Consider the following 26556-nt stretch of genomic DNA (forward strand, 5'->3'; position numbering starts at 1 on the left):
GGGAGGTAAAGATGGTCGAACTCAGACTGCCGCGCAACAGCGAGATCGGGAAAGGCAAAACCTTTCCCGCGCCAGCCGGGGCCAAAAACGTTAGAACATTCAAGGTGTACCGTTGGACACCGGATGATGACAAAAATCCGGTTGTTGATTCCTACGAACTGGATCTTGATACAATCGGGCCGATGGTGCTTGACGCCATTATCCATATCAAGAACGAAGTGGACCCTACGCTGACATTCCGGCGTTCCTGCCGTGAAGGAATCTGCGGGTCCTGCGCCATGAACATTGATGGTGAAAACACGCTGGCGTGTCTGAAGCCCATCAAGGACATCAAGGGCGATGTGCGCATCTATCCGCTGCCGCATATGCCGATTGTCAAGGATCTGGTGTCCAACCTTGATGGTGCTTACGCTCAGTTGCGTTCCATTGAACCGTGGATGAAGTCTGACAGCGCGCCGCCGCCGGATTCAGAACGCCGCCAGAGCATTGAAGAACGGGAAAAGCTGGATGGGATGTGGGAGTGCATTCTGTGCTTCTGCTGCACAACCTCCTGCCCGTCCTACTGGTGGAACGGTGACCGTTATCTTGGCCCGGCCGTGCTTCTGGCAGCGTATCGCTGGATTGCGGACAGCCGTGATGAACATACGGGCGACCGCTTGGATTCTCTGGAAGATACGTTCAAGCTGTATGCTTGCCGTACCATCATGAACTGCACCCAGACCTGCCCCAAAGGCCTGAATCCGGCCAAGGCAATTGGGCGTATCAAAGAACTTCAGATTGAGCGGAAGCTCTGACATCAGTCAGAAGTCTTTCTCCTCAACGCTGCTAAAATGATGGTCAGTCTTGTAAGAGAGAGGACCTTCATTCTGAACTGAGCAACCCCCACGCAGTTTGATGACAGCGTGGGGGTTGTTTTTTGCGTTTCTGAAATGCGTGAGGAAGGGTTGGGTACATACCCTCTCGTGATATGGCGTGCTCAGCTAAAATGCTGAACGGCACATGCCATAATGGGAGGATATGCAGGAAGAATGGTTTCTTTTTCCAGAATGAAGCACAGGATGTTGGAGTCTCTGGCTCAGGTCGCAGAGATAACAAAAATACCTGTGCTTCTGCTCTGTTCTATCCTTCTTCTGGCGCTCTGTTATTTTGCCAGCTACAGCGTGCTGCCTTTTTCAAATGGAGATATTGCGTACTACGTTATAATCGGGCGCGGTATTCTGCGCGATCATCTTCTCCCATACAGCTATGCCTTTGATCATAAACCGTTGGCCGTTTATCTGGTTTATGCGGTGTGGGACCAGATTATTCCGCTTCCTTATGGAAAATTCGAACTTCTGGCCTGTTTGCTGATGGGCGCCTTTGTCTGGTTCTGCCGTGCCTTCGGGCCTTTTAACAAAGAGCTGGCGTGGCTGATCCTGACGGTGGGTGGATCAGTTTTTGGTATTCTGGATGCCAATACGGAAACGGTTCTGGTGGCGGGCGAAGCCCTGTTTCTCCGGTTGCTTTATCAAGGGAATACTCAGGGAAAACTGCTACAGTTTTTTGGTGCCGGACTGGTTTTTGCGGGCATCGTAAATGTCAATTATCTCTCAGCCGTCTGCCTGTTTCTGCCGTCCCTTTTTCTGTTTCTGGCTCCCGGCTGGTTTCGCATCAGGCATATCCTGCTTGCAGTATTAGGGCTGGTGACAGGGTTAGCGCTGCTATTCGCACCTTATTTTGTGGTTGGTCATGGTGCGTTACAGGCATATTTTTCCATGCAAAGCGCCTTTCTGCATCATTATGGGGCTTCCCTTAAAGCCCGTATGCGGAGTGTGCTCCGGTGCGCCATTTACACAGTCCTCCTCTTTCCCGTGCTTCAAGGTTGGATCAGGGTTTTCCCCCTTACCCTGAAAGGAGAGGACAGGAAAACACTTGTTCTATTATTGTGGTTTTTGTCATCCCTTCCCGCGGTTATCCTCTCCGGACATCCGTTTGAGCATTATTTTATTTTGTGCTTTGCGCCTGCTGCCATCATGGCCGCGGTCCTGTTTGAGAAAAACTATGTCTTCCCAGCTTACTGTTTCGTGCCATTCACGTTTTTTTTCGTTGGGGGCATGATTCAGGATACCCGGAAGAACATAGATGAAAGACTATATTATAATCGGGTGGATTATGCTTTTCTGTCAAAAGAAATCGGGACGCAAAAAGTTCTGAATATTCGTGGCAGTCACGAGACGTTTTACCTCGCTGATTTGCGTCCTTTCGATGTTTATCTGTTTCCCACACACATAGATATTCTGTTTGGGAAAGAGAACGCGTGGCAGCGTTATATGCAGGATCTTCTGCGCAGGCCTGCATATGTCATAACGCCTTATGCAGGGTGTGCGCGTAATCTGGTGGAACCAGTTGTGTGTCAGTGGCTGGCGACGCATTATACGCGTATTTACTCACTGAATACGCGACATGCTCGCCCGGAAAAAGATCAACGATTTTCCTTTGATCTCTACAAGCTGACTTTACCCGAGCAACATGACGACCTCGCAAACCAGACACATTCCTTACAGTAGGGCGCGTTATCAGGTAATCCTGAGACAATGACGACGAGTTGAAGGGTAGCAAGCAGGAAGGACCTTCGGTGCTAAGGTGACTGGTTGAAACAGTCATGACTCATCGCATGTGTGGGGCGCAGCCATGCTACGGGAAAAGCAATTTTGAGGCAGGTAGCATCCCTTTGAAAGCGGCCTTTGGCGGCAGTGTATGTAAAAAAGTGCCGTAGGTTAGACATAAAAAGATCCGTCAGACTGGACAGACAGGTTTTTTCGCCGCTTCCTTTTAAAGGGAAAATTGGAAAGTCAGCAGTTAAGAGGCTGAGGTGGATTTTCGAGGCGGGGCAGGTAGATTAAAGGGCCATTGCGTGAGCCCGCGCGGACGAGAGACGAACGCATTCAGACAGATAAAGACCCGCCTGCTGGATGTGACAGGCTTTTCAAACACCCCTCAGTGTTCGGCAAAGGTAAGAAGGCACGGTATGCTGGTCAGGAATGCAACAGAACAAGACGCGCCAGCCATAGCGCATATCTATAATCATAATGTGCAGTTCAGTACGGCGATCTGGAATGAACGGGCTGTGGATGGTCCTGACCGTGAGAGATGGATCAGGGAACGGCAGGTAGCAGGGTATCCGGTGCTGGTTGCGCAGGACAAGGCGGGGAAGGTGGTAGGATATGCCAGTTTCGGGCCATGGCGTGCGTTTGACGGGTATCGGCACACGGTTGAGCATTCGGTTTATGTTGATCCGGACCATCAGCGGAAAGGAGTTGGTCGCCTGCTGCTGGAGGCCCTGATCGACCGTGCGAAAGCGGATGGCCTGCACGTTATGGTGGCGGGCATAGAGGCTGGCAATGAGGGTTCAATCGCTCTGCATAAGGCGCTGGGGTTTGAAGAAACTGGCGTGATGAAGGAGGTGGGAGCCAAGTTCGGGCGGTGGCTGGACCTTGCGTTTCTGTGCCTCAAACTGGACGATCGGCCCATTCCCTGAAGGGCGGGTAACGCAGAATGGATTGACGCCACGCCCCAGAGGGTGGAACACATCATGACCCCTTTATGATCAGGAGCTTCTGCAGTCGTGTTTGACGGCCAACTGACTTCTCTGGCGGGCCGCACACGGGCCTGGACGGATAGCCTGTTTGTTGACCACGCCGTATTTCGGCTGGTGTGGACCAACTTTCATACCGTGGTGCCTGGCAAGGTCTACCGGTGCAACCACCCTACCCCTGCGCGGCTGAAATGGGCCATGAAGCGGTATCAGCTGCGCACGCTTGTCAACTTACGTGGGCACAGAAAATGCGGTTCGGATGCCCTCTCCCGCTCTACAGCGCACAAGCTGGGCCTGGCACATGTGGATATGGCTTTTGAAAGCCGGGGCGCGCCGCACCGGGATCGTATTTTGCGGTTTGCTTCCCTTTACCAGAGCATTGCCTTTCCCATGTTGATGCATTGCAAATCTGGGGCAGACCGCGCGGGGCTGGCATCCGGGCTGGTGGTTCTGTTTGAAGGCGGAAGCGCTGCGCGTGCGCTCAAGGAACTCTCCTGGCGATATGGGCATTTTCGGGGGTCACGCACAGGGATTCTGGATGCCTTTTTCATGCGCTATCAGGCCGAAGCGGAAGGACGCCTGCCGTTTCTGGACTGGGTGCGGGATGAATATGATGAAGTGGCGCTCAAGCGCGATTTTGTGGCCGGAAAGCTGGCGTCTTTCATGACCGATCAGGTACTGCGCCGGGAATAGGCACTGGCGTGCAAGACAGGGGCAGGATGTATGGAGCATAAGCCTGCGGGAGCCCGAAAGACGCATGTCTTCCGGCATGGAACCATGCTGGCCGCAGCGTTGGCGCTGGTGTCCTGGGGGAGCGCTTATCCCGTTGTGCGCATGGCGCTGCATAGTATGGCGCCCATTCCTCTGGCTGCGGCACGTTATGCGGTTGCGGCCATTGTGGCGTTGGTCTGGGTGGCCTGGAAACGGCCGTTGTTGCCACGAGTACAGGATCTGCCGCGTTTTGTGCTGTGTGGCGCAGTCGGCATTACGCTTTATAATATTCTGTTCAATGTAGGTGAGCAGACGGTCTCTTCTGGTGCAGCAAGCCTGCTGATCAGTTTTTCACCCCTCATATCAGCCTTTATTGCGGTTGCGTTTCTGGGGGAACGTCTCTCTTTATGGGGCTGGGTGGGGTCTCTGGTCAGCTTTGCCGGTGTGGTGTTGATTGCACGCAGCCAGCCGGGTGGCCTTGCGTTTGGTTCCGGCGCTGCGGATATTGTGGGGGCAGCGTTTTCTGCGGCCCTCTACAACACGCTCCAGAAAAAACTGGTGGCGTCTTATGGTGCTTTGGCAACCACGGCGTATATCCTGATAGTGGGTGCTGTATTGCTGGCACCCTGGTGGGCAGAAGCGTGGCACAGCCTGAGTATTGCGGGACCAGGTACATGGGGGCTGGTGCTCCAGTTAGGTCTGTTTCCCGCAGTGTTGGGCTATGGGGCTTGGGCCTATGTGGTGGGGCATCTGGGCGTGGCGCGGTCTTCGGGGCTGCTTTATCTGCTTTCTCCCACCACGTTGGTGTTGGCGTTTCTTTTGGCCGGGGAAGTGCCGACATTCAGAATTCTGCTTGGCGGGGCCATCATCTTGAGCGGGGTGGCCTTAATGAATGCTAAAGGCCGGAAACCAAAAAGCGCGGGATAGACAAAAGAAAGGCACGAAAGAAAAAACGCCGGAAGCAGACATGCTCCGGCGTTTTCTGAAGAACTCTTCCTGTTTTTGATCAAAGTGAGAAACAGGAAGCGCTTTTCTTAAGGTTTTTTAGATGGGAATGGTGCGTTCCAGCGTGGTGCTGATGGCGGTCAGACCCGGCAGAACCTTGCCTTCCAGCCATTCCAGAAACGCACCGCCAGCGGTGGAAACATAGGTCATGTCTTCCAGAACCCCAGCATGGCGCAGGGCGGAAACGGTATCTCCCCCACCGGCAATGGTTTTCAGAGCACCGGCTTTGGTCAGGCGTGCCGCTTCCTGCGCAACAGCGTTTGTGCCTTCATCAAACGGAGGCATTTCAAACACGCCCAGCGGACCGTTCCAGACCAGCGTTTTCAGGCCCGCCAGTTTTTCTTTTAGCAGTTTGACGGTTTCAGGCCCTACGTCCAGCGCCATCCAGCCATCAGGAATATCCGTAACCGGGGCAACAGCAGTGGGGGCTCCCGCCATGAAGTCTTCTGAAAGCACAACATCAACAGGCAGAATCAGCTCGCACTTCTTGGCTTCAGCCTGCGCCATGATCTGGCGGGCCGTGTCCAGCATGTCTTCTTCCTTTAAAGACTTGCCAACCTTGTAGCCTTTTGCTGCGAGGAACGTGTTGGCCATGGCACCGCCAACGGCCAGAACATCCACTTTTTCCAGCATGTTTTCCAAAAGTGCCAGTTTGGTGGAGACCTTGGCCCCCCCAACAATCGCACCAACCGGACGTTCCGGATTTTCCAGCGCTGCATCCAGCGCTGCAATTTCCGCTTCCATCAGGCGGCCTGCATAGGCGGGCAGATGCTCGGCCACGCCAGCAGTGGAGGCATGGGCCCGGTGCGCGGCAGAAAACGCATCGTTCACATACACATCGCCCAGATTAGCCAGGGCTGCGGAAAGATCGGGTGCGTTGGTTTCTTCACCCGGCTGGAACCGGGTGTTTTCAAGCAGAAGAACTTCGCCATCTTTCAGGGATGCAGCAGCAGCTTCCGCATCTGGGCCGATGCAGTCATGCGCAAAGCTGACAGGCTTGCCCAGAGCCGTGGCGAGCGCTGTGGCGATGGGCTGGAGTGACATGTCCGGCACCACTTTGCCTTTGGGGCGGTCAAAGTGGCTGAGCACAATCACCCGGCCCCCCTTGTCGGCCAGTTCCCGAATGGTGGGAACAATGCGCTCGATACGGGTAAAATCAGAAATAACCCCATCTTTCATGGGAACATTCAGATCGACACGCAGCAGGATACGCTTGCCGCGAGGGTCAAGCTTATCCAGCGTGTTGAAAGGGATCATGGCCATTAGAGAGTTCCAAACAGAGCGGCTGTATCAGCCATGCGGTTGGAGAAGCCCCATTCGTTATCATACCAGGAGCAGATACGAACCAGCTTGCCGCCATCCACCAGAGAAGTCTGGGTTGCATCAAACGTGGAGGATGCCAGAGCATGGTTGAAGTCGGAGCTGACCAGTGGCGCATCGGAATACGCCAGAATGCCCTTCAGCGGGCCAGATGAAGCTGCCGTCTTGATGGCGTTGTTGACGTCTTCAACAGAGCCCGGAATTTTTTTCGGCACGAAATCAAGGGAGACCAGAGACACATTGGCCGTTGGCACGCGAATGGCGGTGCCATCCAGCTTGCCTTTCAGGTGTGGCAGAACCAGCCCCACAGCACGGGCCGCGCCGGTGGAGGTGGGGATCATGTTCAGGCCAGCGGCACGGGCGCGGCGCAGATCCTTGTGCAGGGTATCCACAGTGCGCTGGTCACCCGTGTAGGAGTGAATGGTCACCATGTAACCGCGTTCAATGCCGAACGTATCTTCCAGAACCTTGGCAACGGGGGCCAGACAGTTGGTGGTGCAGGAGGCGTTGGAGATCACCGTCATATCCGGTGTCAGCACGTCCTGGTTCACGCCAAACACGATTGTGGCGTCCACATCTGTTGCGGGGGCGGAGATCAGCACCTTGCGGGCGCCAGCCTTCAGCAGTGGCTGTGCTTTTTCCTTGGAGGTGAACAGGCCTGTGCATTCCATGGCCACATCCACACCTTCAAACGGTACCTTGGACGGGTCACGCTCTGCGGAAACCGTGATCGGGTCCCAGGTGCGGCCCTGTGTCGTGATGATCAGCTTGTTGCCGTCAACGCGCACATCCGCGGGCAGGCGTCCATGCACACTGTCATAGCTGAGCAGATGCGCGTTGTCTTCCACACTCCCAAGATCGTTAATCGCTACAGGGACAACATCGGTCCGTCCGCTTTCAATCAGCCCGCGCAGGACGAGTCGGCCAATGCGACCGAAGCCGTTGATAGCGATTTTGACTGCCATTTGTCTGTTCTCCGTTTTTATCTTTTATGGTCTTGTCAGTAACGGTCCCCGAGCGCGTGCCCGAGGCTGGTCCGGCGCGAACGAGGAAGCTCCCCGTGCAGCGCCTGAGGCAAAAAGGTGATGCTCCACCTTTTCACAGATCGCTTCAGCAGTAATGCCGAAACGCTCATACAATGCGTTGGCCGGGGCAGACGTGCCGAAATCATCCATGCCAACAAAAATTCCTTCCGGGCCAAGCCAGCGTTCCCAGCCAAAGCCGGATGCGGCCTCAATCCCTATCCGTAATCCCGCTCCTCCCAGAACTGCACGGCGGTACGTGCCGGGCTGGGCGGCAAACAGTTCCCAACATGGGATGGATACCACCGCAGCGCGGATGTTCCGCTGCGCCAGATGGTGCGATGCTTCAAGCGCAATGGCAACCTCTGGGCCGGAGGCAATCAGCGTGACCTGCCGTTTTTCCGGACTGCGGATAACGTAACCGCCACGGGTTGCGCCCCCCAAGACTGCGGCCGGAAAACGGAGGGGCGTGTTCTGGTGGGGACACAGTACCAGAACAGCCGGGCCACCCTGCCAGTGGAGAGCGGCCTCCCAGCATTTGAAGGTTTCCTCTGCACTGCCGGGGCGGAAAACGGCCAGATTAGGGGTGGCGCGCAGGCTGGCCAACTGTTCAACCGGCTGCCACGCGCCGCCGCCATCCCCAAGGGCCAGACCGTCTCCGGTAAGAAGATACAGCACTTTCTGGCGCGTGAAGGCCGCCATGCGTAGCGCGGAACGCATGCGGTCCACGGTCATCATGCTGGCGGCGGCGCAGGCCAGCACACCACCATGCAAGGCAAGACCGTTGAGCATACCAGCCATGCCGTGTTCTTGAATGCCGCATTCCCGACCTTTGGCCAGTGCCACGGGCCTTTGCCATCCGGCAGTATTCTGGTCAGAGGGGGGCGCGTTCTTGGCGGAGGCTGCGGTAAGGCAGGTCAGTTCCGGCAGGATATCCGATAGAGCATCCAGCCCAGCCAGCCCGGATTCCTGAGTGGAGGTTTCCAAGGCGGTGCGCATCCGCCATTCCCATGCGCGCTGCCAGTCTTCATGGAACAGCGTGGGCGGGCGGGCTGTCTGTTCGCGTTCAAAGGCGGTGCGCTGGCGGTGCCGGGCAAAGCGGCGCAACCAGGAGCGACGGGTGGAAGCGCCGCGCCTTGCCGTGGGGCTCCACGGGCCAGTCAGTTCTTCTTCTGGCGGAAGATCTGGGCCAAGGGGAGAGAGTGGAGCGGCGGAGGGCAGGCAGGCAATCAGCGTTGGTTTGCGGGCCCGTAATGTTGCGGCCAGAGCGGAGGTGATGGCGGGAAGATTGTCGGCCTCCACCTTGCGCACCGTCCAGCCAGAGGCACTGAACCGTGTGAGCGAATCGACAAAATCAGCAGTATCCGGTTCTGAAGGCGGTGCGACCAGCACGGCCAGACGGTCCAGCCCGAAGCGGCCCGCCAGTTGGGCGGCTTCCATCGCAACACCTGTGGCAAGATCCGTATCCTGCGCCAGAACCCAAGTTCGGTGATTGACCAGAGAGCGGCCAAACCGGCGGCAAAGAGCCTGTTCAGCCAGAGCCATGCCTGCGGCGGCAGCTACCCCCTGCCCTGCCGGGCCGGGAGCCACTTCCACCGCAGGATGACGACCATATTCAAGAGGAACAGCAGCGTGTTTTTTCTCGCCTGTCAGGCGCAACATGGCGCGGAGCAAGGGCTGCATGGTGGTGGAGGGCACCACAAAACGGTCCCGGTCCGGCCAGTCTGGTGCTGCGGGGTCAAACCGGAGCACCCGGCACCACAGGGCTGTTACGGGCAGGCACATCAGTTCCAGCACTGCGCGAATATGGGCTGGCAGGGTTTCCGTGCGGAGTAACTGGCGCGCAGCGTGGCTCATCCGCACAACGCTGATCTGTTGAGCGGAGAGGCCTCCTTCCTCATTGGAAAGGAGATGGTCTGTCGAAAGGGCTGTTGCCATTCGCCTGCCTCAGGTGACGGGCCTGTCATGACGACCGGTCTTCTCATCACTGCGTTTTGGTCAATAAAGGGGTGTGGAGATTTGAGCAAGGGCTCATCCACATAACCGAATGTACACAAGCAAAGGCCAGAAAAACGACAACAAAACGGCAGACGGGCGTGATTTTGGCCTGTCTTTATGAGGGTGTTGCCTTGCGTTGGGCGCAAAGGAGCGCGAAAGAGAGAGAAAGACCACTCTACTTTTTCAGCCTGCTCGGAGATCTGCCCCTCATGCCCTCTGTTTCCTGTTTTGCAGAAAGGCGGCCTGTTGTGCGGATCATGCTGCTGGCAGGCGTTGCGCTGTGCCTGAACGGGTGCAAACTGGTGGACCAGAAAACCTTTAATCCGCAGGCGGGCACACCGCCCAAACCCTATATTCCGCCGCCGCCGCCCGGTCCGCCCCCTGTGCCGCCGCTGGTGGAACTGGTGGGGGGCACACCTTCTGAAGAATGGGCAGCCCCAGTTGACCGGATGGTGCATGAGGCACTGGCACGGAAGCCAAACATTCTGTTTGTGGTAAAATGTCTGGTGCCGGCGTCCGGAAAAAGCGAACTTGATCAACTGACACTGGTGCAACTGGTGCAGGGTGATGGGCAGGCCGTGACAAAAGAAATTGTCAAGGCAGGAGCGGCTCCTGAACAAGTGGAAATAACCGCTATGCCAGATTCGACCGTGACGAAGCCGGTCATCAGGGTGTATGTGCAGTAAAGCTTACACCATTATGTGAAGTCATACTGTAAAAAGACACCGGCCAGACGGCCGACGGGCCATGCGCCGTGCCCCGACCGTTTCTGACGACGCGAGGAGAGTAGTAGCGTGGGATTGATCAAGAACGCCCGGCATCCGTTTTATGAACATTGCCATTCGGCGTTGAACGAGATCAGGCAGCAAGGACGGTACCGCACATTTACACCGCTGGCGCGACTGGCTGAGCGTTTTCCCCTGTATGAGGAAGAAGTTGCCGCCGTGCCGGAAGGGCGTGAAGTAGTGGTGTGGTCAACCAATGACTATCTGGGCATGGGCGTGGTGCCGGAAGTGCAGGAAGCAGCCATTGCGGCTATCCGTGAGCACGGCGCTGGCGCAGGGGGCACCCGCAACATTGCCGGAACCAGCCCGCTACACACGCAGCTTGAGGCGGAACTGGCATCGCTGCATGGCAAGGAAGCGGGCCTGCTGTTTGTTTCCGGTTATGTGTCCAACCAGGCCAGCCTGCAAACCATCCTGACCTCCATGCCGGGCTGGATCTGCTTTTCAGACCGCATGAACCATGCGTCCATGATCGCCGGTATCAAAGGGGCCCGCGGCTCTCAGACCGTTATTTTTGAACATAATGATCTGGCTGATCTGGAAGCCAAGCTGGCGGAAGCTCCAGCGGAAGCCCCCAAGTTGATCGCGTTTGAAAGCGTGTATTCAATGGATGGGGATATGGCGGATATTGCCGGTATCTGTGCGCTGGCGCGCAAATACAATGCCATCACCTATCTGGATGAAGTACACGCCGTTGGCCTGTATGGTGAAGAAGGCGGTGGTGTCTCCCAGCGTGATGGCGTGGCGGATCAGGTTGATATTATTGAAGGCACGCTGGCCAAGGGATTTGGCGTGCATGGCGGGTACATCACGGCTTCAGCCGAGATTGTCGATTTCCTGCGCTCCACGGCATCTGGCTTCATTTTCACAACGGCACTTCCTCCGGCTGTTGTGGGTGCGGCGCTGACCAGTGTGCGCAAGGTCCGTGCTGAAGGCTGGCGGCGTGAGAAGATGTTTGAGCGGGTGAATACCTTCCGCCAGCGTCTGCGTGCGGCGGGTATTCCCTTCACCATGACGCCCAGCCACATTGTGCCGGTGCCGATCGGGGATGCAGAAACCTGTAAGCGCATCAGCCGCCGCTTGCTGACGGAATATGGTCAGTATGCCACCCCCATCAATTATCCCACGGTTGCCAAAGGCACGGAACGTCTGCGGCTTACGCCGGGGCCATTCCACACTGATGAGATGATGGACGAGATGGTGCGGGCGCTTTCTGTCCTGCTGCGGGAAGAAGGGGTTATTCCCGGCCGTTCAGCAGCGGAACGTCAGACAGAAAAAGCAGCCTGAGTTTTACGTAAGAAAAAGCCGGAAAACTGGCGGCAAAAGCCGGGTGGAGGAAACACCCCCGGCCCGCTGAAACGGACTTTTCAATCAGCTCATAAAAAAGGCCTCATCCCACACGGGACGAGGCCTTTTTTGCTATCAGCCGGCTTCGCGCAGGCGGCCAAGGGCTGCTCTCAGTTCATCATAGGAGACAGCGCCGGGAATGATTTCCTTGTCTCCGATAATGAAGGTGGGGGTGCCTTCAAGATCTATGGAGCGGGCGAGTTCCAGATTATGGCTGGCTGCGGCAATGACCTTGGGGTTTTTCATGTCAGAAAGCAGGCGATCCGGGTCTAGCCCGACATGGAGCGCAATGCGGCGAATCCGGTCAGTGGAGGCGCTGGCGGGGTCTGCCATCAGAGCTTTCTGGAACGGCACATAGGCGTTCTGTAATCCGGCAGCCAGAATGGCCTGCGTATCCATCACGCTGTTGGGACCCAGCACAGGGATAACCTTTTCAACTAGCTTCAGGTCAGGCTCGGCGGCCACCAGCTTATCCAGATCGGCCAGAACCTTGCGGCAGTAAGGGCAGCGGGGGTCATAAAATTCCACCACCTTCAGCTTGCCGTGTGGGTTGCCCAGCACAACGTCTGTCGTGCTGTCTCCAAACTGGGCAGGATTCTTGTGCACGGCTTCAAGGGCTGACGTGGCTTTCTGCGCAGAAGCCTTGGCCTGTAATGCCGTGATGGCATCTGACAGGATGGAAGGGTCCGTCTTCAACGCATTGCGCATGATCTCAACAATTTCAGCGCGTTGCGTGGGAGTGAAGCCACTGTCAGCCGCGCGCGCTGGGGCTGCGGTGCTGCTAAGCAGAAGAAAACAGGCGGCCCCGGCAAGGGCGAGTGGCCTGAAAGAGGAGGAGATCAGCTTTTTCATGGTTTTTCACCTGTAAAGCAGAACTGGTGGGATGGGAATGCAGCGTTCGCATGCTAACAGAGAGCAGGAAATGACACGGATGTGTTGCTGCCTGTGCGGAACAGGGTTATCGGAAGAGAACCATGCGCCCCTTTGCGGGCAGACCAGATGAAGTGGAGACATCAAGGCGTGCCCGAGCGTTTCAGAAAGACCCGTTCAGCCCGGCTTGCGCCGTTATTTTCAGGTCAGGCCCGCATGGCGGCGCTTATGATGACCTGTTCCCTATCGGCTTGTGGCCTTATTGGGGGGCACAAGGATCCAGGCGCCCCTGTGGTCACAGGCTTTGTGGGCGAAGTAGCGGCGGACGAACCCCAAGCCGCCCTTGTTGCCCGTGATGTGTTAGCCAAAGGGGGCAATGCGGCAGATGCTGCGGCTGCCCTTGGCATGGCGTTGTCTGTCACCCTGCCCTCCCGTGCGTCTCTGGGGGCTGGCGGGGCATGTCTGGCCTGGAAGCCGGGGCAGGAACAGGGGCAGGCTTTTGTATTCCTGCCAAAAGCCGGACAGGCTGATGCCAAGGCTGATCGCCCTGCCGCAGTGCCCATGCTGGCGCGTGGCCTGTATCTGATGCAACTGCGGTACGGCAGTGCGGATTTTGCCGATATTCTGGTGCCAGCGCGTAATCTGGCCACGGATGGTGTGCCTGTCAGTGGGCTTCTGGCGTCTGATCTTGCGGCTGTGCAGTCTCCCTTGCTGGCGGATGAAAAGGCCCGCGCCATTTTCAGTAATGGCAACGGCAGTGTGCTGAAGGTGAGTGACCTGATGGTGCAGCCGCGCCTTGCCGGGGCGCTTGAGCGGATGCGGATTGCTGGCGTGGGCGATCTGTATGGAGGCTCACTGGGACAGACATTTGTGCAGGCCTCTCAGGCTTCGGGTGGTGGTTTGACCTCGTCTGATCTGCGCGACAGTCTGGCAACGGCTGAACAGCCGCTCATGCTGAGCGCCGATGGCGTTCAGATCAGTTTCCTGCCGCCGCCGGCAGATGGTGGGTTAGGAACAGCCGCAGCCTTTGCCGGTGGTCAGGGTCATGCCACGGTACGGGGCGAAACTGTTGTATCCGGCTGGCGTGCACGGCAGGCCGGTAAGGGCGGCAGCGCGAGTGTTGCGGATGCGCAGGCTCTGCTTACTTCCGGCAGCTTGCCCAGCGGGTCCGCTCTGCCTCCTCTTCCTGCCTCAACCTCCTTTGTGGTGACGGACCGACAGGGAGAAACGGTAAGCTGTGCGCTGACCATGAATAACCTATTCGGTACCGGGCGTGTGGCTGGTTCCACCGGCATTGTGCTGGGGGCTTCTCCACTCCGGCGGCCCCAGCCATTGCTGACAGCTGCCATTGCGCATCAGGGTGCGGCACAATTCCGTGCTGCTGCAACGGCATCCGGGCAGAATGTGGCTGCTGATACCGCTGCGGTTGCCTTGCAGGCTGCATTGGCCGGAGGGCGGCCGGAAGTGACATCAGGGCCTGGGCGGGCCAATTTTGTATCCTGCCCTGCTGGTTTGCCGGGGGATTCCGGCAAATGCTTTGGCTGGACAGACCCGCGCGGTTCTGGTCTGGCCATATCGTCTGACCGGCAGAAATAATATTTTCTGGCTATGGCGAAACAGGCGGCTTCGGCCGCCTGTTTTTGGCTTGAATTGTTCTTATTTTGTTCTAAATAAAATGGAACAGAACCAGAGGTCTGACACTGTGGAGTCTTTCTCGCGTGATGCTCGTCATTGCGGGGGGCGGCGTTTTTATGGCAGGTCTTGAGAAAAGCGCGTTGGAATAAAAGCTTCAGTCTGAGGCTTCTTGTCCCCAGCGTGAGATGCGCCTTTGGCCGGAGCCGGAGGCAACAGGGAAAAGGTGAAGCATGGATAAGGCAAAAGCCCTTGAAGGTGCACTGGGGCAGATTGAACGCGCTTTTGGCAAGGGCTCCGTTATGCGTTTGGGCCAGCGCCCGCGTGAACAGGCGGATGTAATTCCTACCGGTTCTCTGGGGCTGGATATTGCTCTGGGTATTGGTGGCCTGCCGCGTGGCCGCGTGATTGAAATCTATGGGCCGGAAAGTTCCGGTAAAACCACGCTGGCGCTGCATGCCATTGCAGAAGCGCAGAAGCGCGGCGGCACCTGCGCCTTTATTGACGCCGAACACGCGCTGGACCCCGGCTATGCCAAGAAGCTGGGCGTGGATGTTGATAACCTGCTGATCAGCCAGCCCGATGCCGGAGAACAGGCGCTGGAGATTGCTGATACGCTGGTGCGTTCCGGTGCCATTGATGTTCTGGTGGTGGATAGTGTGGCTGCTCTGGTTCCGCGTGCGGAACTGGAAGGCGATATGGGTGACAGCCACGTGGGGCTGCATGCCCGGCTGATGAGCCAGGCGCTGCGCAAGCTGACCGGTTCCGTATCACGCTCCAACACCATGATGATCTTTCTGAATCAGATTCGTCTGAAAATTGGTGTCATGTTCGGCAACCCGGAAACCACAACCGGCGGCAATGCCTTGAAGTTCTATGCGTCCGTTCGGCTTGATATCCGCCGTGTGGGTTCCATCAAGGACAAGGACGAGGTCGTGGGTAACCAGACCCGCGTGAAGGTGGTCAAGAACAAGATGGCCCCGCCGTTCCGGCAGGTGGAATTTGACATCATGTACGGTGAAGGCATCAGCAAGGTCGGGGAACTGATCGATCTTGGGGTCAAGGCCGGTGTGGTGGAAAAATCCGGCGCTTGGTTCTCTTATGATAGCCAGCGCATTGGGCAGGGGCGTGAGAACTCCAAGCAGTTCCTGCGTGATCACCCTGAAATGGCGGCGGATATTGAACGCAAGGTGCGTGAGCACGCTGGCGTTGTGGCAGAAGCCATGATGACCGCGCCGGAACAGGAAGAAGAGTAAAACCTGCCTGAAACCTCAACACGAAACGTGTGAGAGGTTTTTTGGAGGCTGGTAACCCAGCCTCTCAGAGGGAAACCGGGCGGCTGAGAAGGCTGGCTTCCGCATCATAAGAGGCCAGTATTGCCCGCTCTGCTTCTGAAACGGCTTCTGGCGTAAAACCCTGTTTGCGCCAGAATGTCTGGGCATGCCGAGTAGATGTCAGGCTTAGCAGCGGTACACTGAGCCTGCGGGCCGCATCTTCTGCCAGCGCAATGGCCTTTTGGGCGGCTCCCTGCCCTCTGGCGCTTTCTGCCAGAACCAGATCATGAATATACCAGCGGTCTGCCGGAACAGGCAGGCTTCCCAGCAGCGTGTTGAGCGGAGGGCTTATGCTGCCCCGCCACGGATGGCTGAGCATATAGCCCATTACTCCCTCAGAACCGGAAAGCACCCAACATCCCTGAGGTGCAAGTGCCAGTCGCTCTGTGAAAATTTCGTTATCTTCCGGGTAATCCGTATGCACGGTAGCCGCCAGGGCGACTGTAGCCGCAAGATCGGCTGGCATCATGGGGCACCAGATGGTATTTGCGGAAAACAGTGTCATGACAGGTTTGCCACAGCTCCGGCCTGAGTAAGAGAGAACATGAGTCCTCACATTATCATGCAAAATACCATCCAGCCAAAGCAGGTCGCCTGATGCCTGATCGGGTAAGACTGACCTTGCGGGTAGACGCAGATGGCAAGGCCGCTTTAGGGCACGGAAAAATTCGTTTGCTGGAAATGTTGGCGGAAACCGGGTCCATTTCTGCGGCGGGCCGGGCCATGGGGATGTCTTATCGGCGCACCTGGTTGTTGGTGGACAGTCTCAATCAGTTATTCAAAGCGCCTCTTGTCGCCACCCGGCCAGGTGGTGGTGGTGGTGCTTTTCTGACAGAAGAGGGCGAGACCGTTGTCCGGCTTTATCGGGAAATAGAGCAGGAAGCGGCGCAGGCTTCAGCCCAGAATCTGGCCAGAATCGAGCAGCTTCTTGCGCCGGGGCAGGCCGAATGCCCTTAAAAAGCCGTAACGAAGCAACAAACCTGTCAAAAAAGTAAAACGGTTATGCCGTCCATTAACGCAATGCGGGAGATTGGTGTGTCATCATCCATTCAGCGACGTGACTTGATAAAGGTTGGGGCCGGGGCCACCCTGGCCTCTCTGGCCAGCGGTGTTGTGAGCAAGGCCAGAGCCGAAGGGCTGAATGGTGCAGTCGGCGCGTTTGATGATGGTACGGTACGTCAGATTGCCAAGCAGCTTGCCAGTGCGCCTTATAAGGCGCCGGATCAGTCTTTGCCCAAGGCCATTGATAATCTGAATTTTGATCAGTTCCGCAGCATTGCCTACCGTGAGGAAAAGGCACTGTGGCACGGCGAGAATCTGGCCTTTGATGCTGAATTTTTCCCGCGTGGCTTTCTCTACCGTCCCCGGATTGAAATTTATGAAGTGAAGGATGGTCAGTCCGCCGTTGTTCCTTACACGCCGGACCTGTTCTCCTACGGTGATCCCTCCCTTGAGGTCACGGATGATCTCGGGTTTGCGGGGCTGCGTCTGCGCACGGCCATCAATACGCCGGGTGTGATGGAAGAATTCTGCGTATTTCTGGGGGCCTCCTACTTCCGGGCTGTCGGCAAGGGGCAGAATTACGGTCTTTCCGCCCGCGGCTTTGCTGATGGCACGGGTGACCCAAAAGGCGAGGAGTTCGCGCTGTTCCGTGCCTTCTGGCTGGAAAAGCCGCAGCCCAATGTGCAGTCCATTGTGATCCATGCGTTGCTGGACAGTCCTTCCCTGGCCGGAGCGTTCCGTTTCACCATCCGCCCGGGTGACACCACGGTGTTTGATGTGCAGTCCGCCATTTTCCCGCGCACCAAAATCAGCCAGTCCGGCATCGCCCCCCTGACGGGCATGTTCTATTTTGACGCCAATGACCACAACCACGTGGATGACTGGCGCCCCGCCGCGCATGACAGTGAAGCCCTGCAAATGTGGACCGGCAGCGGTCAGCAGTTGTTCCGTCCCCTGCGCAACCCGCTGGATTTGCAGTTTTCTGCGTTTAATGATGTCTCCCCTCGCGGGTTCGGGTTGATGCAGCGGCGCAGGAACTTCCATGATTTTGAAGATCTGGCCCTGAATTATGAAAAGCGCCCTTCCCTGTGGATTGAGCCCATTGGAGATTGGGGTGAAGGCTGGGTGGATCTGGTGGAAATCCCGACGCCCAACGAAGTGAATGACAATATTGTTTCCTTCTGGCGGCCCAAGGTGCCCTTGGCAGCGGGCAAGGAATACAGTTTCACGTACCGCATGTACTGGGGGTGGGATAACCCCTTCCCCACATCTCTGGCACGGATCGGGGCCACGCGGGTCGGCTCCGTAACAGATGACAAGAACGCCCGTTTCTTCGCCATTGATTTCATGGGCTCTCCGTTCGATCATCTACCCAAGGATGCGCACTTCCATCTGGTGCCGCAGGCATCTGTTGGCACCATCCGCAATGTGGTGGTGGAACCCAATCCCAACATCAATGGCTGGCGCACAACGTTCGAATTTGTGCCGGGGGATGAAAAACTGGCGGAACTCCGCTGTGTTCTGGCCTCTGATACCGGACCCATTTCAGAAGAATGGTTGTACCGGTGGACGCCCTGAGCATGCAGGCAACGCAGGGAACCACACCGTTTCAGGCCTTGCCGCCAGAATCGCCGCTCAACATGCCCGTGCAGGATCTGCACGCGGCCCCTGATTTTGAGGGGCGGCCACGGATACCCGTTACATCCCCCCGCACCGTCGCCTTGCGGCGGCTGGCCGTTCTGGGCTCAGCCATAGCCCTGACGGCCTACGGTGCATGGCGCACGCACAAGGTTCTGGACGCCAATGGCGTGTCCATCCTTGGGATGATCATGCTGGTGCTGTTTGTGGCACTGTTCATGTGGATTGCGCTGGCGTTTACCTCTGCTCTGGCGGGTTTTGTCTCCCTTGTGACACGCGGCGGGCTTGGGCTTGGCATTACGCGGTCAGGCCCATTGCCGGAACTCCGCAGCCGCACGGCCTTGTTGCTGCCGACCTATAATGAGCCACCCCACCGCGTTATGGCCGGTCTGAAAGCGATTTATCAGAGCCTGCGGGAAACCGGGCAGATGGGAGCGTTTGATCTCTTCATCCTGTCCGACACCACAAACCCCGATGTATGGGTTGAAGAGGAAGCCGCCTTTCTGGCCCTGCGGGAGCAGACAGGCGGGCATGAGAACATTTTCTACCGTCGCCGCCATAACAATGTGGAACGCAAGGCAGGGAATGTGGGCGAATGGGTGCGCCGCTTTGGTGGAGCCTATGAGCAGATGGTTACGCTTGATGCGGATTCCGTCATGTCCGGGGACACACTGGTGCGGATGGCGGGAGCCATGGAGCGGCACCCCACCGTTGGCCTGATCCAGACCCTGCCGGTTATTGTGGGGGGCACCACGCTGTTTGCCCGGATGCAGCAGTTTGCCGGGCGTGTTTATGGTCCGATTATTGCGCATGGTATTGCGTGGTGGCATGGATCTGAAGGCAATTACTGGGGCCATAACGCCATTATCCGCACCTGTGCTTTTGCCGGGCAGGCTGGGCTCCCGCATGTTCCGGGACGGCCACCTTTTGGCGGGCATATCCTGAGCCACGACTTTGTTGAGGCCGCGTTGATGCGGCGTGGGGGCTGGGCCATTCATATGGTGCCTGCTCTTGATGGATCTTACGAGGAAAGCCCGCCTTCTCTGACAGATGTGGCCATTCGTGACCGCCGCTGGTGCCAGGGGAACTTGCAGCATGTGAAGGTTCTGCCCACCAAGGGCCTGCACTGGATCAGCCGTATGCACATGATTGTGGGGATCGGGGCTTATGTTACCTCCCCCCTGTGGCTGGTGTTTTTGCTGACAGGTATCCTGATTTCCTTGCAGGCTCACTTTGAGCGGCCCGAATATTTTGGCGATACAAAAACCCTTTACCCTCATTGGCCGCATGTTGACCCGGTACAGGCGAAATATGTGTTTATCGGCACCATGGCCATTCTGCTGGCCCCTAAACTGCTGGCGTATGTTGCCCTGCTGTTTGACCGGGTGACCTGCAAAGGGTGTGGAGGCGCTATCAGAGCCGCAGGGTCAGTTCTGGTGGAAACGCTGATTGGTGGTCTGATCGCACCGATCGCCATGCTGATCCAGACATCCGGGGTGATGTCCATTCTTTCTGGGCATGATTCCGGCTGGAACACGCAGCGCCGCGATGATGGCGGTTTTCCGCTGATGGTGGTGGTGCAGCAATATGCCAAATTCACCCTGTTCGGGCTGGTTCTGGGTATTGGCGCGTGGGTGGTTTCTCCCTCCCTGTTTTTCTGGATGACGCCTGTTCTGTTGGGACTGGTATTTTCCATTCCCTTGGTGGCGCTAACCAGTAGCCGCGCCGTGGGGCAGAATTTCCGCAAGGCCGGGCTGCTGCTGGTGCCGGAAGAAACATATCCGCCGGATGTGCTGAAAAAACTGGAACATGCGCAGGAAAGCGATGAAGCGCCCCAGCTGCCGGATGATGCCCTGCGTGCCCTGCGTGCAGATACGAGTCTGCTGGCCGCGCACCGTGCCATGTTGCCCCCGGCCCGCAAGGCGGGTGATCCCATTAATGCGGAAAGGCTGGTGGGACTGGTGAAGGTGGAAGAGGCTTCCACGTTGGCTGCGGCAGAGCGGGCACTGTCTCCCAAGGAAAAAGCGGCTGTTCTTGGGTGTAGTGAAGGCGTGGACGCTATTTTGCGTTTGCCAGAGTAAGAGCCAGAGCAGCGTAACAAAACAGGTTACGTGACGTTGAAAAGGCGGGATGAGCGGATCAAGGCGGAAGCATTGGCATAACAGTCAATGCCGAGAGCCGCTTATCCCGCCTGCCATATTGGCTTGGCAAATTTTTTATACCGCACACACATTGCAGACACAGTAGACTGAAAAGCAGACCGCGCAGGTCAGGCTGCGACAGAACAGGACAGAAAAATCATGCGTCTGGATGATGAACGCCAAAGCAGCAATATCGAGGACAGGCGCGGTTCGGGCGGCGGAGGGCGTGCGCCCATCCGTATCGGCAGCATAGGCGGCCTCGTTCTGGTTCTGGGCGCGCTCTATTTTGGAGTCGATCCCCGATTGGTGCTTAATCTGCTGGAGGGCGGCGCGCCGTCTGCAGGCTCTGGGTCAATGGTGGCACAGCAGGGGCCTGCTCCCGGGAATGATGCACAAAAGCGGTTCATCTCCAGCGTTCTGGCCTCCACGGAAGATGTCTGGACCTCCTATTTTCAGCAGATGGGCCGCACATATCACGAACCGCATCTGGTGCTGTTTAGCGGCGGAGAGCCGTCAGGGTGTGGATATGCGCAGACCTCAGTCGGGCCGTTTTATTGCCCGGCAGATCATAAAGTATATCTCGACCTCGCCTTTTTTCAGGAATTGCAGGGCCGGCTTGGGGCTGGCGGAGATTTTGCCAAAGCCTATGTCGTTGCTCATGAAATCGGGCATCATGTTCAAAACGAACTTGGCATCATGCAGCAGGCACAGACCCAGAGAAGCAGTTTGTCTGAAACGGGTGAAGGCGGTGTGTCTGTCAGGATAGAGTTGCAGGCGGATTGCTTTGCTGGCGTGTGGGCCAAGCGCGCGAATGACGCCAAACAGATCTTGCAGACGGGCGATGTTGAACAGGGCATGAACGCCGCCGCCGCCGTGGGTGATGATCGGTTGCAGAAAATGGCGCGGGGTTACGCCGTGCCGGATAGCTTTACTCACGGGACGTCCGCGCAGCGGGTGCAGTGGTTCCGCCGGGGGCTTAATTCGGGTGATATCCGCCAGTGTAATACTTTTGGCAGCCCCTCTCTATAACGGGGCTGCCTTTTAAAAGTCCTTTCGGGCCCGGCCCTTTTGCTGCCGGTGTCTTTTCAAACAGCTTTCAAAGGCTGAAAAGCCGTTCTCAGGCGCTGGCGGCATCAAGCTCCTTGATGTCGTCCGCGCTGAGTTCCAGTTGCGCGGCTTTTGCAAAACTGGCCACGTGTTCGCGGCGGGTGGCGCTGGCAATGGGGGCAGTCACCCCCTTACGGGCAATCAGCCATGCCAGCGCAATTTCTGCCTGCTTGGCATTATGGCGGGCTGCCACGGTATCAAGCGCCTGTAGAATGGCGGTTCCGCGCGGCGTGAGATATTTCTCAATGCCTTCTCCTCGTGTGCTTTGGGCAAGGTCAGCCTTGCTGCGGTATTTGCCACTTAGAAAGCCGGAAGCGAGGCTGTAGTACGTCACCACGCCAAGCTCTTCCTTGATGCACAAATCACGCAATGCGCCATCGTAAGAGGATCGATCATACAGATTGTATTCCGGCTGCAGCACATCGTAGCGCGGCAGTGCGTGGGTTCTGGCTGCATCCAGAGAGGCCTGTAATTGCTCGGCGTTCAGGTTGGAGGCACCTATGGCGCGGATTTTTCCGGCCTTGAGCAGTTTTTCATAGGCGCCAAGTGTTTCTTCGTAAGGTGTTTCGGGATCTGGCCAATGGGAGAAATAAAGGTCAATTCTCTCAATTCCCAGCCGCTTGAGGGAGCCTTCAACAGCCTGCATGATCCAGCGTTCGGAAAGGCCTTTTTCACCGGGTTTGCCCAGGTCTGATCCAACCTTGGTGAATATCAGCACCTGATCCCGCTTGCCGGGGTTGGCCTTCAGCCAGTTCCCGATAATGGTTTCAGATTCTCCACCCTCATTGCCGGGGCTCCAGCGGGAATAGACATCTGCCGTATCAATGGCATTGAACCCGTAATCCAGAAAGGCGTCCAGAATGGAAAAACTGGTTTTTTCATCAATGGTCCAGCCAAATACATTTCCACCAAATACGATGGGGGCAATATTCAGGTCTGTTTTGCCAAGAGGGCGAAATTCCATGATATTTTCCTTCATTTAGCAGGCTTTGTTAGCTCAAGTGCAGGGGCGGGCCCGTATAGCGCGCTGGTTGGTGTCCGTCTGCACACGGCGGGAAAACCATCTTACGGACCAGTGCTCCACAAGAGGACGTTCTTCTGGGAAAACTGGCCACAAACAGGCATCAAAACGCATGAAGCGCGCGCCTGTTCCCCAGAAGAGGCAGGCATGCGCTCCCGTGATTCAAAATGTGACAGCAAATGAAGCTCTGTCAGGTCAGTTTTCCTGTTGCCAGACAGGGAGGTTTTCGATGCTGCGACCAAACACAGTGCCTGCAAAGCGGTTTAGTGGATGCGCTGGCCGCCCACCCAGACCTCCTGCACCATAAAGCTGCTATCCATCACCACGTAATCTGCGCGCTTGCCTGCTTCCAATGTGCCGCGATCGGTCAGGCCAAGATAGCGAGCAGGATTACTGCTGAGCAGCGCAGACGCTTTTACAAGAGGGGTTCCGGTTTTCAGGGCGTTACGCAAGGCGACATCCAGTGTCAGCACACTGCCTGCCAGGCTGCCGTCGGGCAAACGCACGGCGCCGTCTTTTACAATGACATCCTGCCCGCCCAACTGGCTGGGCCCTTCGGGCAGACCCGTGGCCCGCATGGCGTCTGTTACAAAAAGCAGTCGATCTTCCATAACCTTATGTGCCAGCCGGAAGGTGGCCGGGTGAACATGATGCGTGTCAAAAATCATTTCTGCATAAGCATCGCTACACATCAGGGCTGTTACCGGGCCGGGTTTGCGGCTGGTAATGGGCGCCATGGCGTTGAACAGATGCGTGGCCCCCGCAACGCCTCCGGCGGAGCAGACGTGGCAGATGGCTTTTTCCGTTTGCTCGTAAGTTGCAACCGTATGCCCCATGCTGACGCGCACACCCGCAGCGACAAACTGCTCCATGGCCTGCTCGGCATGCGGAAGTTCTGGAGCCAGCGTCACCACTTTTACGCAGCCGGTTGCCAAGGCTTCCGTTACGCGGTCTTCCGTAGGAGCAATGGCGTACGGGGGTTGCGCCCCCAGTTTATGAGGGCTGACAAACGGGCCCTCCAGATGCGCGCCATGGATTACGGGGCCTCCTGCACACTGGGTACGCACACTTTCCGCCACAGCGCGCAGAGCGTCCATCACATCCGCCCATGGCCGGGTGATGGTGGTGGGTAAAATGGTGGTGGTGCCATGCGTGGCATGAAAGCGGGCAAGCGTATGAATGGCCTCTACACCATCCATGGTGTCCGCGCCGTTGCCACCATGAACGTGTCCATCAATAAAACCCGGCAGAATGTAGCGGTCTGGAACGGACGTATTTTCAGAAACAGTCAAAGTTTTTTCTGAAAACGTGACTGTTCCGGGAAGAATCTGGTCAGGAAGAACAAGGTGTCCGCTTAAGGTCTGCATGGTAGAACTCTTTGAATGGCAAAAGGGCTGTAAGATATCAGGAGGCTGAGCGGCGCATGTAAAGGGCGATCAGTGCATAGCCGCAGAGTGTCAGGCTGGTAAAAACGCCCTGAAATCCAAACAGGGTTTTCAGCCAGACAAAAAGCTGGGGCAGAATGCCGCCGCCACAATAAGCCATGACCAGAAAAGCCGAAACAAGGGGTGCTGCTTTGCCGGTATTATTCAGAACTGTTGGGAAAAGACCCGGAAAAATCATGGAATTTGCGACACCAAGTAGGGCGATGCACAGAACGGAACCATAACCATGCCCCACAAAAGCCAACAGGCTGAGAATGCTTCCGGCGATACAGGAATACAGGGTGTAGCGTTCCTGTGAATAGAACCGGGGCGTGCAGACCATGCCCAGACAATATCCCACCAACATGCCAGTAAGTGTCAATGCCGTGAAAAACCGTGTCTGGCTAAGGGGAAGGCCAAACCCTTGCGCGTAGGTGCCAATGGCGTCGCCCGCCATGACTTCCACCCCCACATAAAGAAACATGGCGGCTATCCCGCACAGAACATGTGAGGAAAGCAGCGTGCTGCGTGTGTCTGAGGCGTGGGAAAGTTCGCTTGAAGAAATGGCTTTTTCTGGCGGCTGAAGATCAGGTAGGCTTGAAAGCGCAACACCGCCAGCAGCCAGAAGCATCAGCAGGGCCATGCCCAGATAGGGCCAGTAAATGGCCTGAACAAACTGGCTCAGCAGGGCAGACCGGGCGACGGCATCTGTCATGCCAGCGGCACGGCGCGCCACGTTTTCAATATCGCCCATGACCAATGTTGCCAGCACGATGGGAGCCAAAATTCCCGCAAATTTGTTGCATATTCCCATAATGGCAATGCGCTGCGCTGCTTTTTGAGGCGGCCCCAGAAAACTGACATACGGGTTCACAGCGACCTGCAACAGCGCAAGCCCTCCGCCCAGAATCAGCAACCCTGCCAAGGCGGCTTCATAGACCCCGGCAGCAATAAACTGGCCCGTGCAGGCCATGCCCATGGCCATGACTGTCAGCGCAAGGGAAAGACCACGTTTCAGGCCTGTGCGGGCAATAACCCAGGAGGCTGGGATGGCAAAAAAGAAATAGGAAAAATAGAAAACAAGCGGGATGAGAAATGCACTGATATCATCAAGGGAAAAAGAAACCCTGACAAAGGAGATCAGCGGCCCGTTAAGCCATGTGACAAACCCGATCAGGAAAAACAGCATTGCCGTCAGGCAGAGCGGTGTCCAGCCATAAGACCCTGCGGGGCAAAAATTGTTCTCAGTGGAGGATGGGGCCGGGGCTGAGGTGGCTTCGGGCATCAGGAGCCAGCCTTTTCTGAAAGGGGAGCCAGAAGAGAGTGAAGGGGCGTTGTCAGGGACTGGGTGGCGGGAAGAGCCTCAAGGTTTCTTGCCAGCACAGAAATCCAGTCTGCATCAATGCTCCACCCGGCTTGTCGGGCTGCGCGTAAAATACCGCCCCCTAATGGTGGCAGCCGGGGCGGCTGGGGCGCACCGCAGAGTGCTGTCAGTTCCGCACGGATCAGGCGGCTGTTGAACACGCTGCCTGCGTAGCTCCATGGCAGAGGATCGGCACCAACGCTGTCTGCACCAAAATGGGCACGTGCGGTCTGCACGCAGCGGGCCAGTTCGGCCGCGGCCGCTTTCAGGAGGGTAAGAGCCTGCGGGCAGCCTTCTTCTGCAAGTGTGTCCACAAGGCGCGCGCATTGCGCCACTGCCGAACGTGGACGGTCCTGCCCGGCGTGCCAGCCCAGCAGGGCGTCCATCGCAGCAGGGTTTGTGTCCGGCCAACCCATGCCAGCGCACAGTTTACGAGCAAAAGGAACGGCGTCCGGTTCGCGGCCATCAAGCGCCTGACAGAGCAGTTGAAGCGCCGTGCGGCCAATCCAGTAGGCGCTTCCCTCGTCTCCAAAGGTACTGCCCCAGCCGCCAACGCGGGTGGTCTGGCCCTGTGCATTGCGCGCCCATGCAATGGACCCCGTGCCGGAGAGCAACAGGACACCCGCTCCTTCCGCAAAAGCTCCGTTGCAGGCCATATCCACATCATTGCTCAGGCTAAATGCGCCATTGGGGCACAGGCCATGCAGATGGGTGCGGATGGTTTCACCAAAAGCACGATTTTCTCCATACCCGGCTAGACCGAACGCAGATGCCTGCACACCTGTGCTTATGGGCGTGACCAGATCAGTCAGCACGTCGCGCCATGCAGGTTGGTCAAACGGGTTGCTGCCAGACGTGGTGTGATAAGCCTGCACGCCAGCGTCCTGCCCGATACGCACCGCGGCTGTTTTGGTGCCTCCGCCATCAACGGCCAGAATGGCGGGAACAGAGGAAGCAGGAGCAGAAAAGGCGGAATCATGCATGGGCCGGAACTTCGGTTGCCTTGGGAAAACCGTGCCATGTGGCGTTGGTTTGTTTCGCAAAGCCTATAACCTTTTCAGGTCTCTCACCAGTTGCCGTGTGAATAAGAGCTCTTAACCCAAGGGTAAGAGGCAGGATGAAGCGCATGTGAGTGAAAGGGATGAGGGAGCACACCTGCAAGGCAGGCCCGGCGGATTTCTATCCCGGTACGCTCCGGCCTTTCCGTGCCAGCGTCTTAAACGCATTGCCGGTTTTTTGGCCGTTCGTTCTCGCTGGATGCC

General features: G+C 57.2%; 22 protein-coding genes. 13 read left to right on the forward strand and 9 right to left on the reverse strand.

The window, feature by feature from the left end; all coding sequences use genetic code 11:
• Positions 1-11 precede the first annotated feature (11 nt).
• From AD948_RS12645 to AD948_RS12665, 5 genes are all read left to right on the forward strand, one after another.
• Positions 12-794: a succinate dehydrogenase iron-sulfur subunit gene (locus AD948_RS12645; protein ID WP_006557561.1), complete on the forward strand. Its 783-nt coding sequence runs from the start codon at positions 12-14 to the stop codon at positions 792-794.
• A gap of 264 nt (positions 795-1058) precedes the next feature.
• The gene (locus tag AD948_RS12650; RefSeq protein WP_061472253.1) at positions 1059-2546 is read left to right on the forward strand and encodes a hypothetical protein; all 1488 of its coding nucleotides are present in this window, start codon (positions 1059-1061) and stop codon (positions 2544-2546) included.
• Positions 2547-3007: 461 nt separating this feature from the next.
• Positions 3008-3517 (forward strand): GNAT family N-acetyltransferase, encoded by a 510-nt coding sequence (locus AD948_RS12655; protein WP_061472254.1) that lies wholly within the window; start codon positions 3008-3010, stop codon positions 3515-3517.
• A gap of 87 nt (positions 3518-3604) precedes the next feature.
• Positions 3605-4267, forward strand: coding sequence for a fused DSP-PTPase phosphatase/NAD kinase-like protein (locus AD948_RS12660; protein ID WP_006557564.1), 663 nt, complete (start codon positions 3605-3607; stop codon positions 4265-4267).
• Between the two features lie 30 nt (positions 4268-4297).
• Entirely contained in the window at positions 4298-5212 is a 915-nt protein-coding gene (locus AD948_RS12665; protein WP_211264486.1) for a DMT family transporter, read from the forward strand.
• Between the two features lie 117 nt (positions 5213-5329).
• Here the strand turns inward: AD948_RS12665 and AD948_RS12670 are convergent, their stop codons facing one another.
• From AD948_RS12670 to AD948_RS12680, 3 genes are read right to left on the reverse strand one after another with little or no spacing between them, the layout of a single operon-like run.
• Entirely contained in the window at positions 5330-6553 is a 1224-nt protein-coding gene (locus tag AD948_RS12670; RefSeq protein ID WP_006557567.1) for a phosphoglycerate kinase, read from the reverse strand.
• Complete coding sequence (gene gap, locus AD948_RS12675) at positions 6553-7575, reverse strand: type I glyceraldehyde-3-phosphate dehydrogenase (protein WP_058987695.1); 1023 nt, start codon at positions 7573-7575, stop codon at positions 6553-6555. Before gap ends, AD948_RS12670 begins: the two co-directional genes overlap by 1 nt.
• Before the next feature lie 24 nt (positions 7576-7599).
• Entirely contained in the window at positions 7600-9570 is a 1971-nt protein-coding gene (locus tag AD948_RS12680; RefSeq protein ID WP_061472255.1) for a transketolase-like TK C-terminal-containing protein, read from the reverse strand.
• Between the two features lie 269 nt (positions 9571-9839).
• Between AD948_RS12680 and AD948_RS12685 the strand changes: the two genes are divergently transcribed.
• Together AD948_RS12685 and hemA are read left to right on the forward strand one after the other, a co-directional pair.
• Positions 9840-10316 (forward strand): hypothetical protein, encoded by a 477-nt coding sequence (locus tag AD948_RS12685; protein WP_039903443.1) that lies wholly within the window; start codon positions 9840-9842, stop codon positions 10314-10316.
• A gap of 108 nt (positions 10317-10424) precedes the next feature.
• Complete coding sequence (hemA, locus tag AD948_RS12690) at positions 10425-11702, forward strand: 5-aminolevulinate synthase (RefSeq protein ID WP_035378905.1); 1278 nt, start codon at positions 10425-10427, stop codon at positions 11700-11702.
• Positions 11703-11837: 135 nt separating this feature from the next.
• Here hemA and AD948_RS12695 read toward each other — a convergent pair whose 3' ends face one another.
• Positions 11838-12614 (reverse strand): DsbA family protein, encoded by a 777-nt coding sequence (locus AD948_RS12695; protein WP_061472256.1) that lies wholly within the window; start codon positions 12612-12614, stop codon positions 11838-11840.
• A 234-nt stretch (positions 12615-12848) separates the two neighbouring features.
• Between AD948_RS12695 and AD948_RS12700 the strand changes: the two genes are divergently transcribed.
• Complete coding sequence (locus tag AD948_RS12700; protein WP_405055303.1) at positions 12849-14228, forward strand: gamma-glutamyltransferase; 1380 nt, start codon at positions 12849-12851, stop codon at positions 14226-14228.
• A gap of 269 nt (positions 14229-14497) precedes the next feature.
• Positions 14498-15520, forward strand: coding sequence for a recombinase RecA (gene recA / locus AD948_RS12705; protein ID WP_006557575.1), 1023 nt, complete (start codon positions 14498-14500; stop codon positions 15518-15520).
• Between the two features lie 64 nt (positions 15521-15584).
• Here the strand turns inward: recA and AD948_RS12710 are convergent, their stop codons facing one another.
• The gene (locus tag AD948_RS12710; RefSeq protein ID WP_061472257.1) at positions 15585-16103 is read right to left on the reverse strand and encodes a GNAT family N-acetyltransferase; all 519 of its coding nucleotides are present in this window, start codon (positions 16101-16103) and stop codon (positions 15585-15587) included.
• 92 nt (positions 16104-16195) lie between these two features.
• On the opposite strand from AD948_RS12710, the gene AD948_RS12715 reads away from it, so the two are divergent.
• From AD948_RS12715 to ypfJ, 4 genes are all read left to right on the forward strand, one after another.
• Complete coding sequence (locus tag AD948_RS12715; RefSeq protein ID WP_006557577.1) at positions 16196-16555, forward strand: winged helix-turn-helix domain-containing protein; 360 nt, start codon at positions 16196-16198, stop codon at positions 16553-16555.
• Positions 16556-16633: 78 nt separating this feature from the next.
• Positions 16634-18178 carry a glucan biosynthesis protein gene (locus tag AD948_RS12720; RefSeq protein ID WP_039903444.1) on the forward strand — a complete coding sequence of 515 codons (1545 nt, stop codon included), beginning with the start codon at positions 16634-16636 and terminating at the stop codon, positions 18176-18178.
• Positions 18154-20319 carry a glucans biosynthesis glucosyltransferase MdoH gene (gene mdoH, locus AD948_RS12725; RefSeq protein WP_061472258.1) on the forward strand — a complete coding sequence of 722 codons (2166 nt, stop codon included), beginning with the start codon at positions 18154-18156 and terminating at the stop codon, positions 20317-20319. Before AD948_RS12720 ends, mdoH begins: the two co-directional genes overlap by 25 nt.
• A 219-nt stretch (positions 20320-20538) precedes the next feature.
• Positions 20539-21408: a KPN_02809 family neutral zinc metallopeptidase gene (ypfJ, locus tag AD948_RS12730; RefSeq protein WP_006557580.1), complete on the forward strand. Its 870-nt coding sequence runs from the start codon at positions 20539-20541 to the stop codon at positions 21406-21408.
• 88 nt (positions 21409-21496) lie between these two features.
• Here ypfJ and AD948_RS12735 read toward each other — a convergent pair whose 3' ends face one another.
• The 4 genes from AD948_RS12735 to AD948_RS12750 form a co-directional block, all read right to left on the reverse strand.
• A complete protein-coding gene (locus AD948_RS12735; protein ID WP_061472278.1) occupies positions 21497-22450 on the reverse strand; it encodes an aldo/keto reductase in 954 nt (317 codons plus the stop codon).
• Between the two features lie 320 nt (positions 22451-22770).
• Positions 22771-23874: an N-acetylglucosamine-6-phosphate deacetylase gene (gene nagA / locus AD948_RS12740; protein WP_061472259.1), complete on the reverse strand. Its 1104-nt coding sequence runs from the start codon at positions 23872-23874 to the stop codon at positions 22771-22773.
• A 37-nt stretch (positions 23875-23911) separates the two neighbouring features.
• Complete coding sequence (gene gluP / locus AD948_RS12745; protein ID WP_061472260.1) at positions 23912-25216, reverse strand: glucose/galactose MFS transporter; 1305 nt, start codon at positions 25214-25216, stop codon at positions 23912-23914.
• Positions 25216-26277 (reverse strand): N-acetylglucosamine kinase, encoded by a 1062-nt coding sequence (locus tag AD948_RS12750; RefSeq protein WP_082782441.1) that lies wholly within the window; start codon positions 26275-26277, stop codon positions 25216-25218. The genes gluP and AD948_RS12750 overlap by 1 nt, the downstream gene beginning before the upstream one ends.
• Positions 26278-26556: the final 279 nt, after the last annotated feature.

The sequence above is a fragment of the Acetobacter senegalensis genome (genome assembly GCF_001580995.1).
Taxonomy (GTDB): domain Bacteria; phylum Pseudomonadota; class Alphaproteobacteria; order Acetobacterales; family Acetobacteraceae; genus Acetobacter; species Acetobacter senegalensis.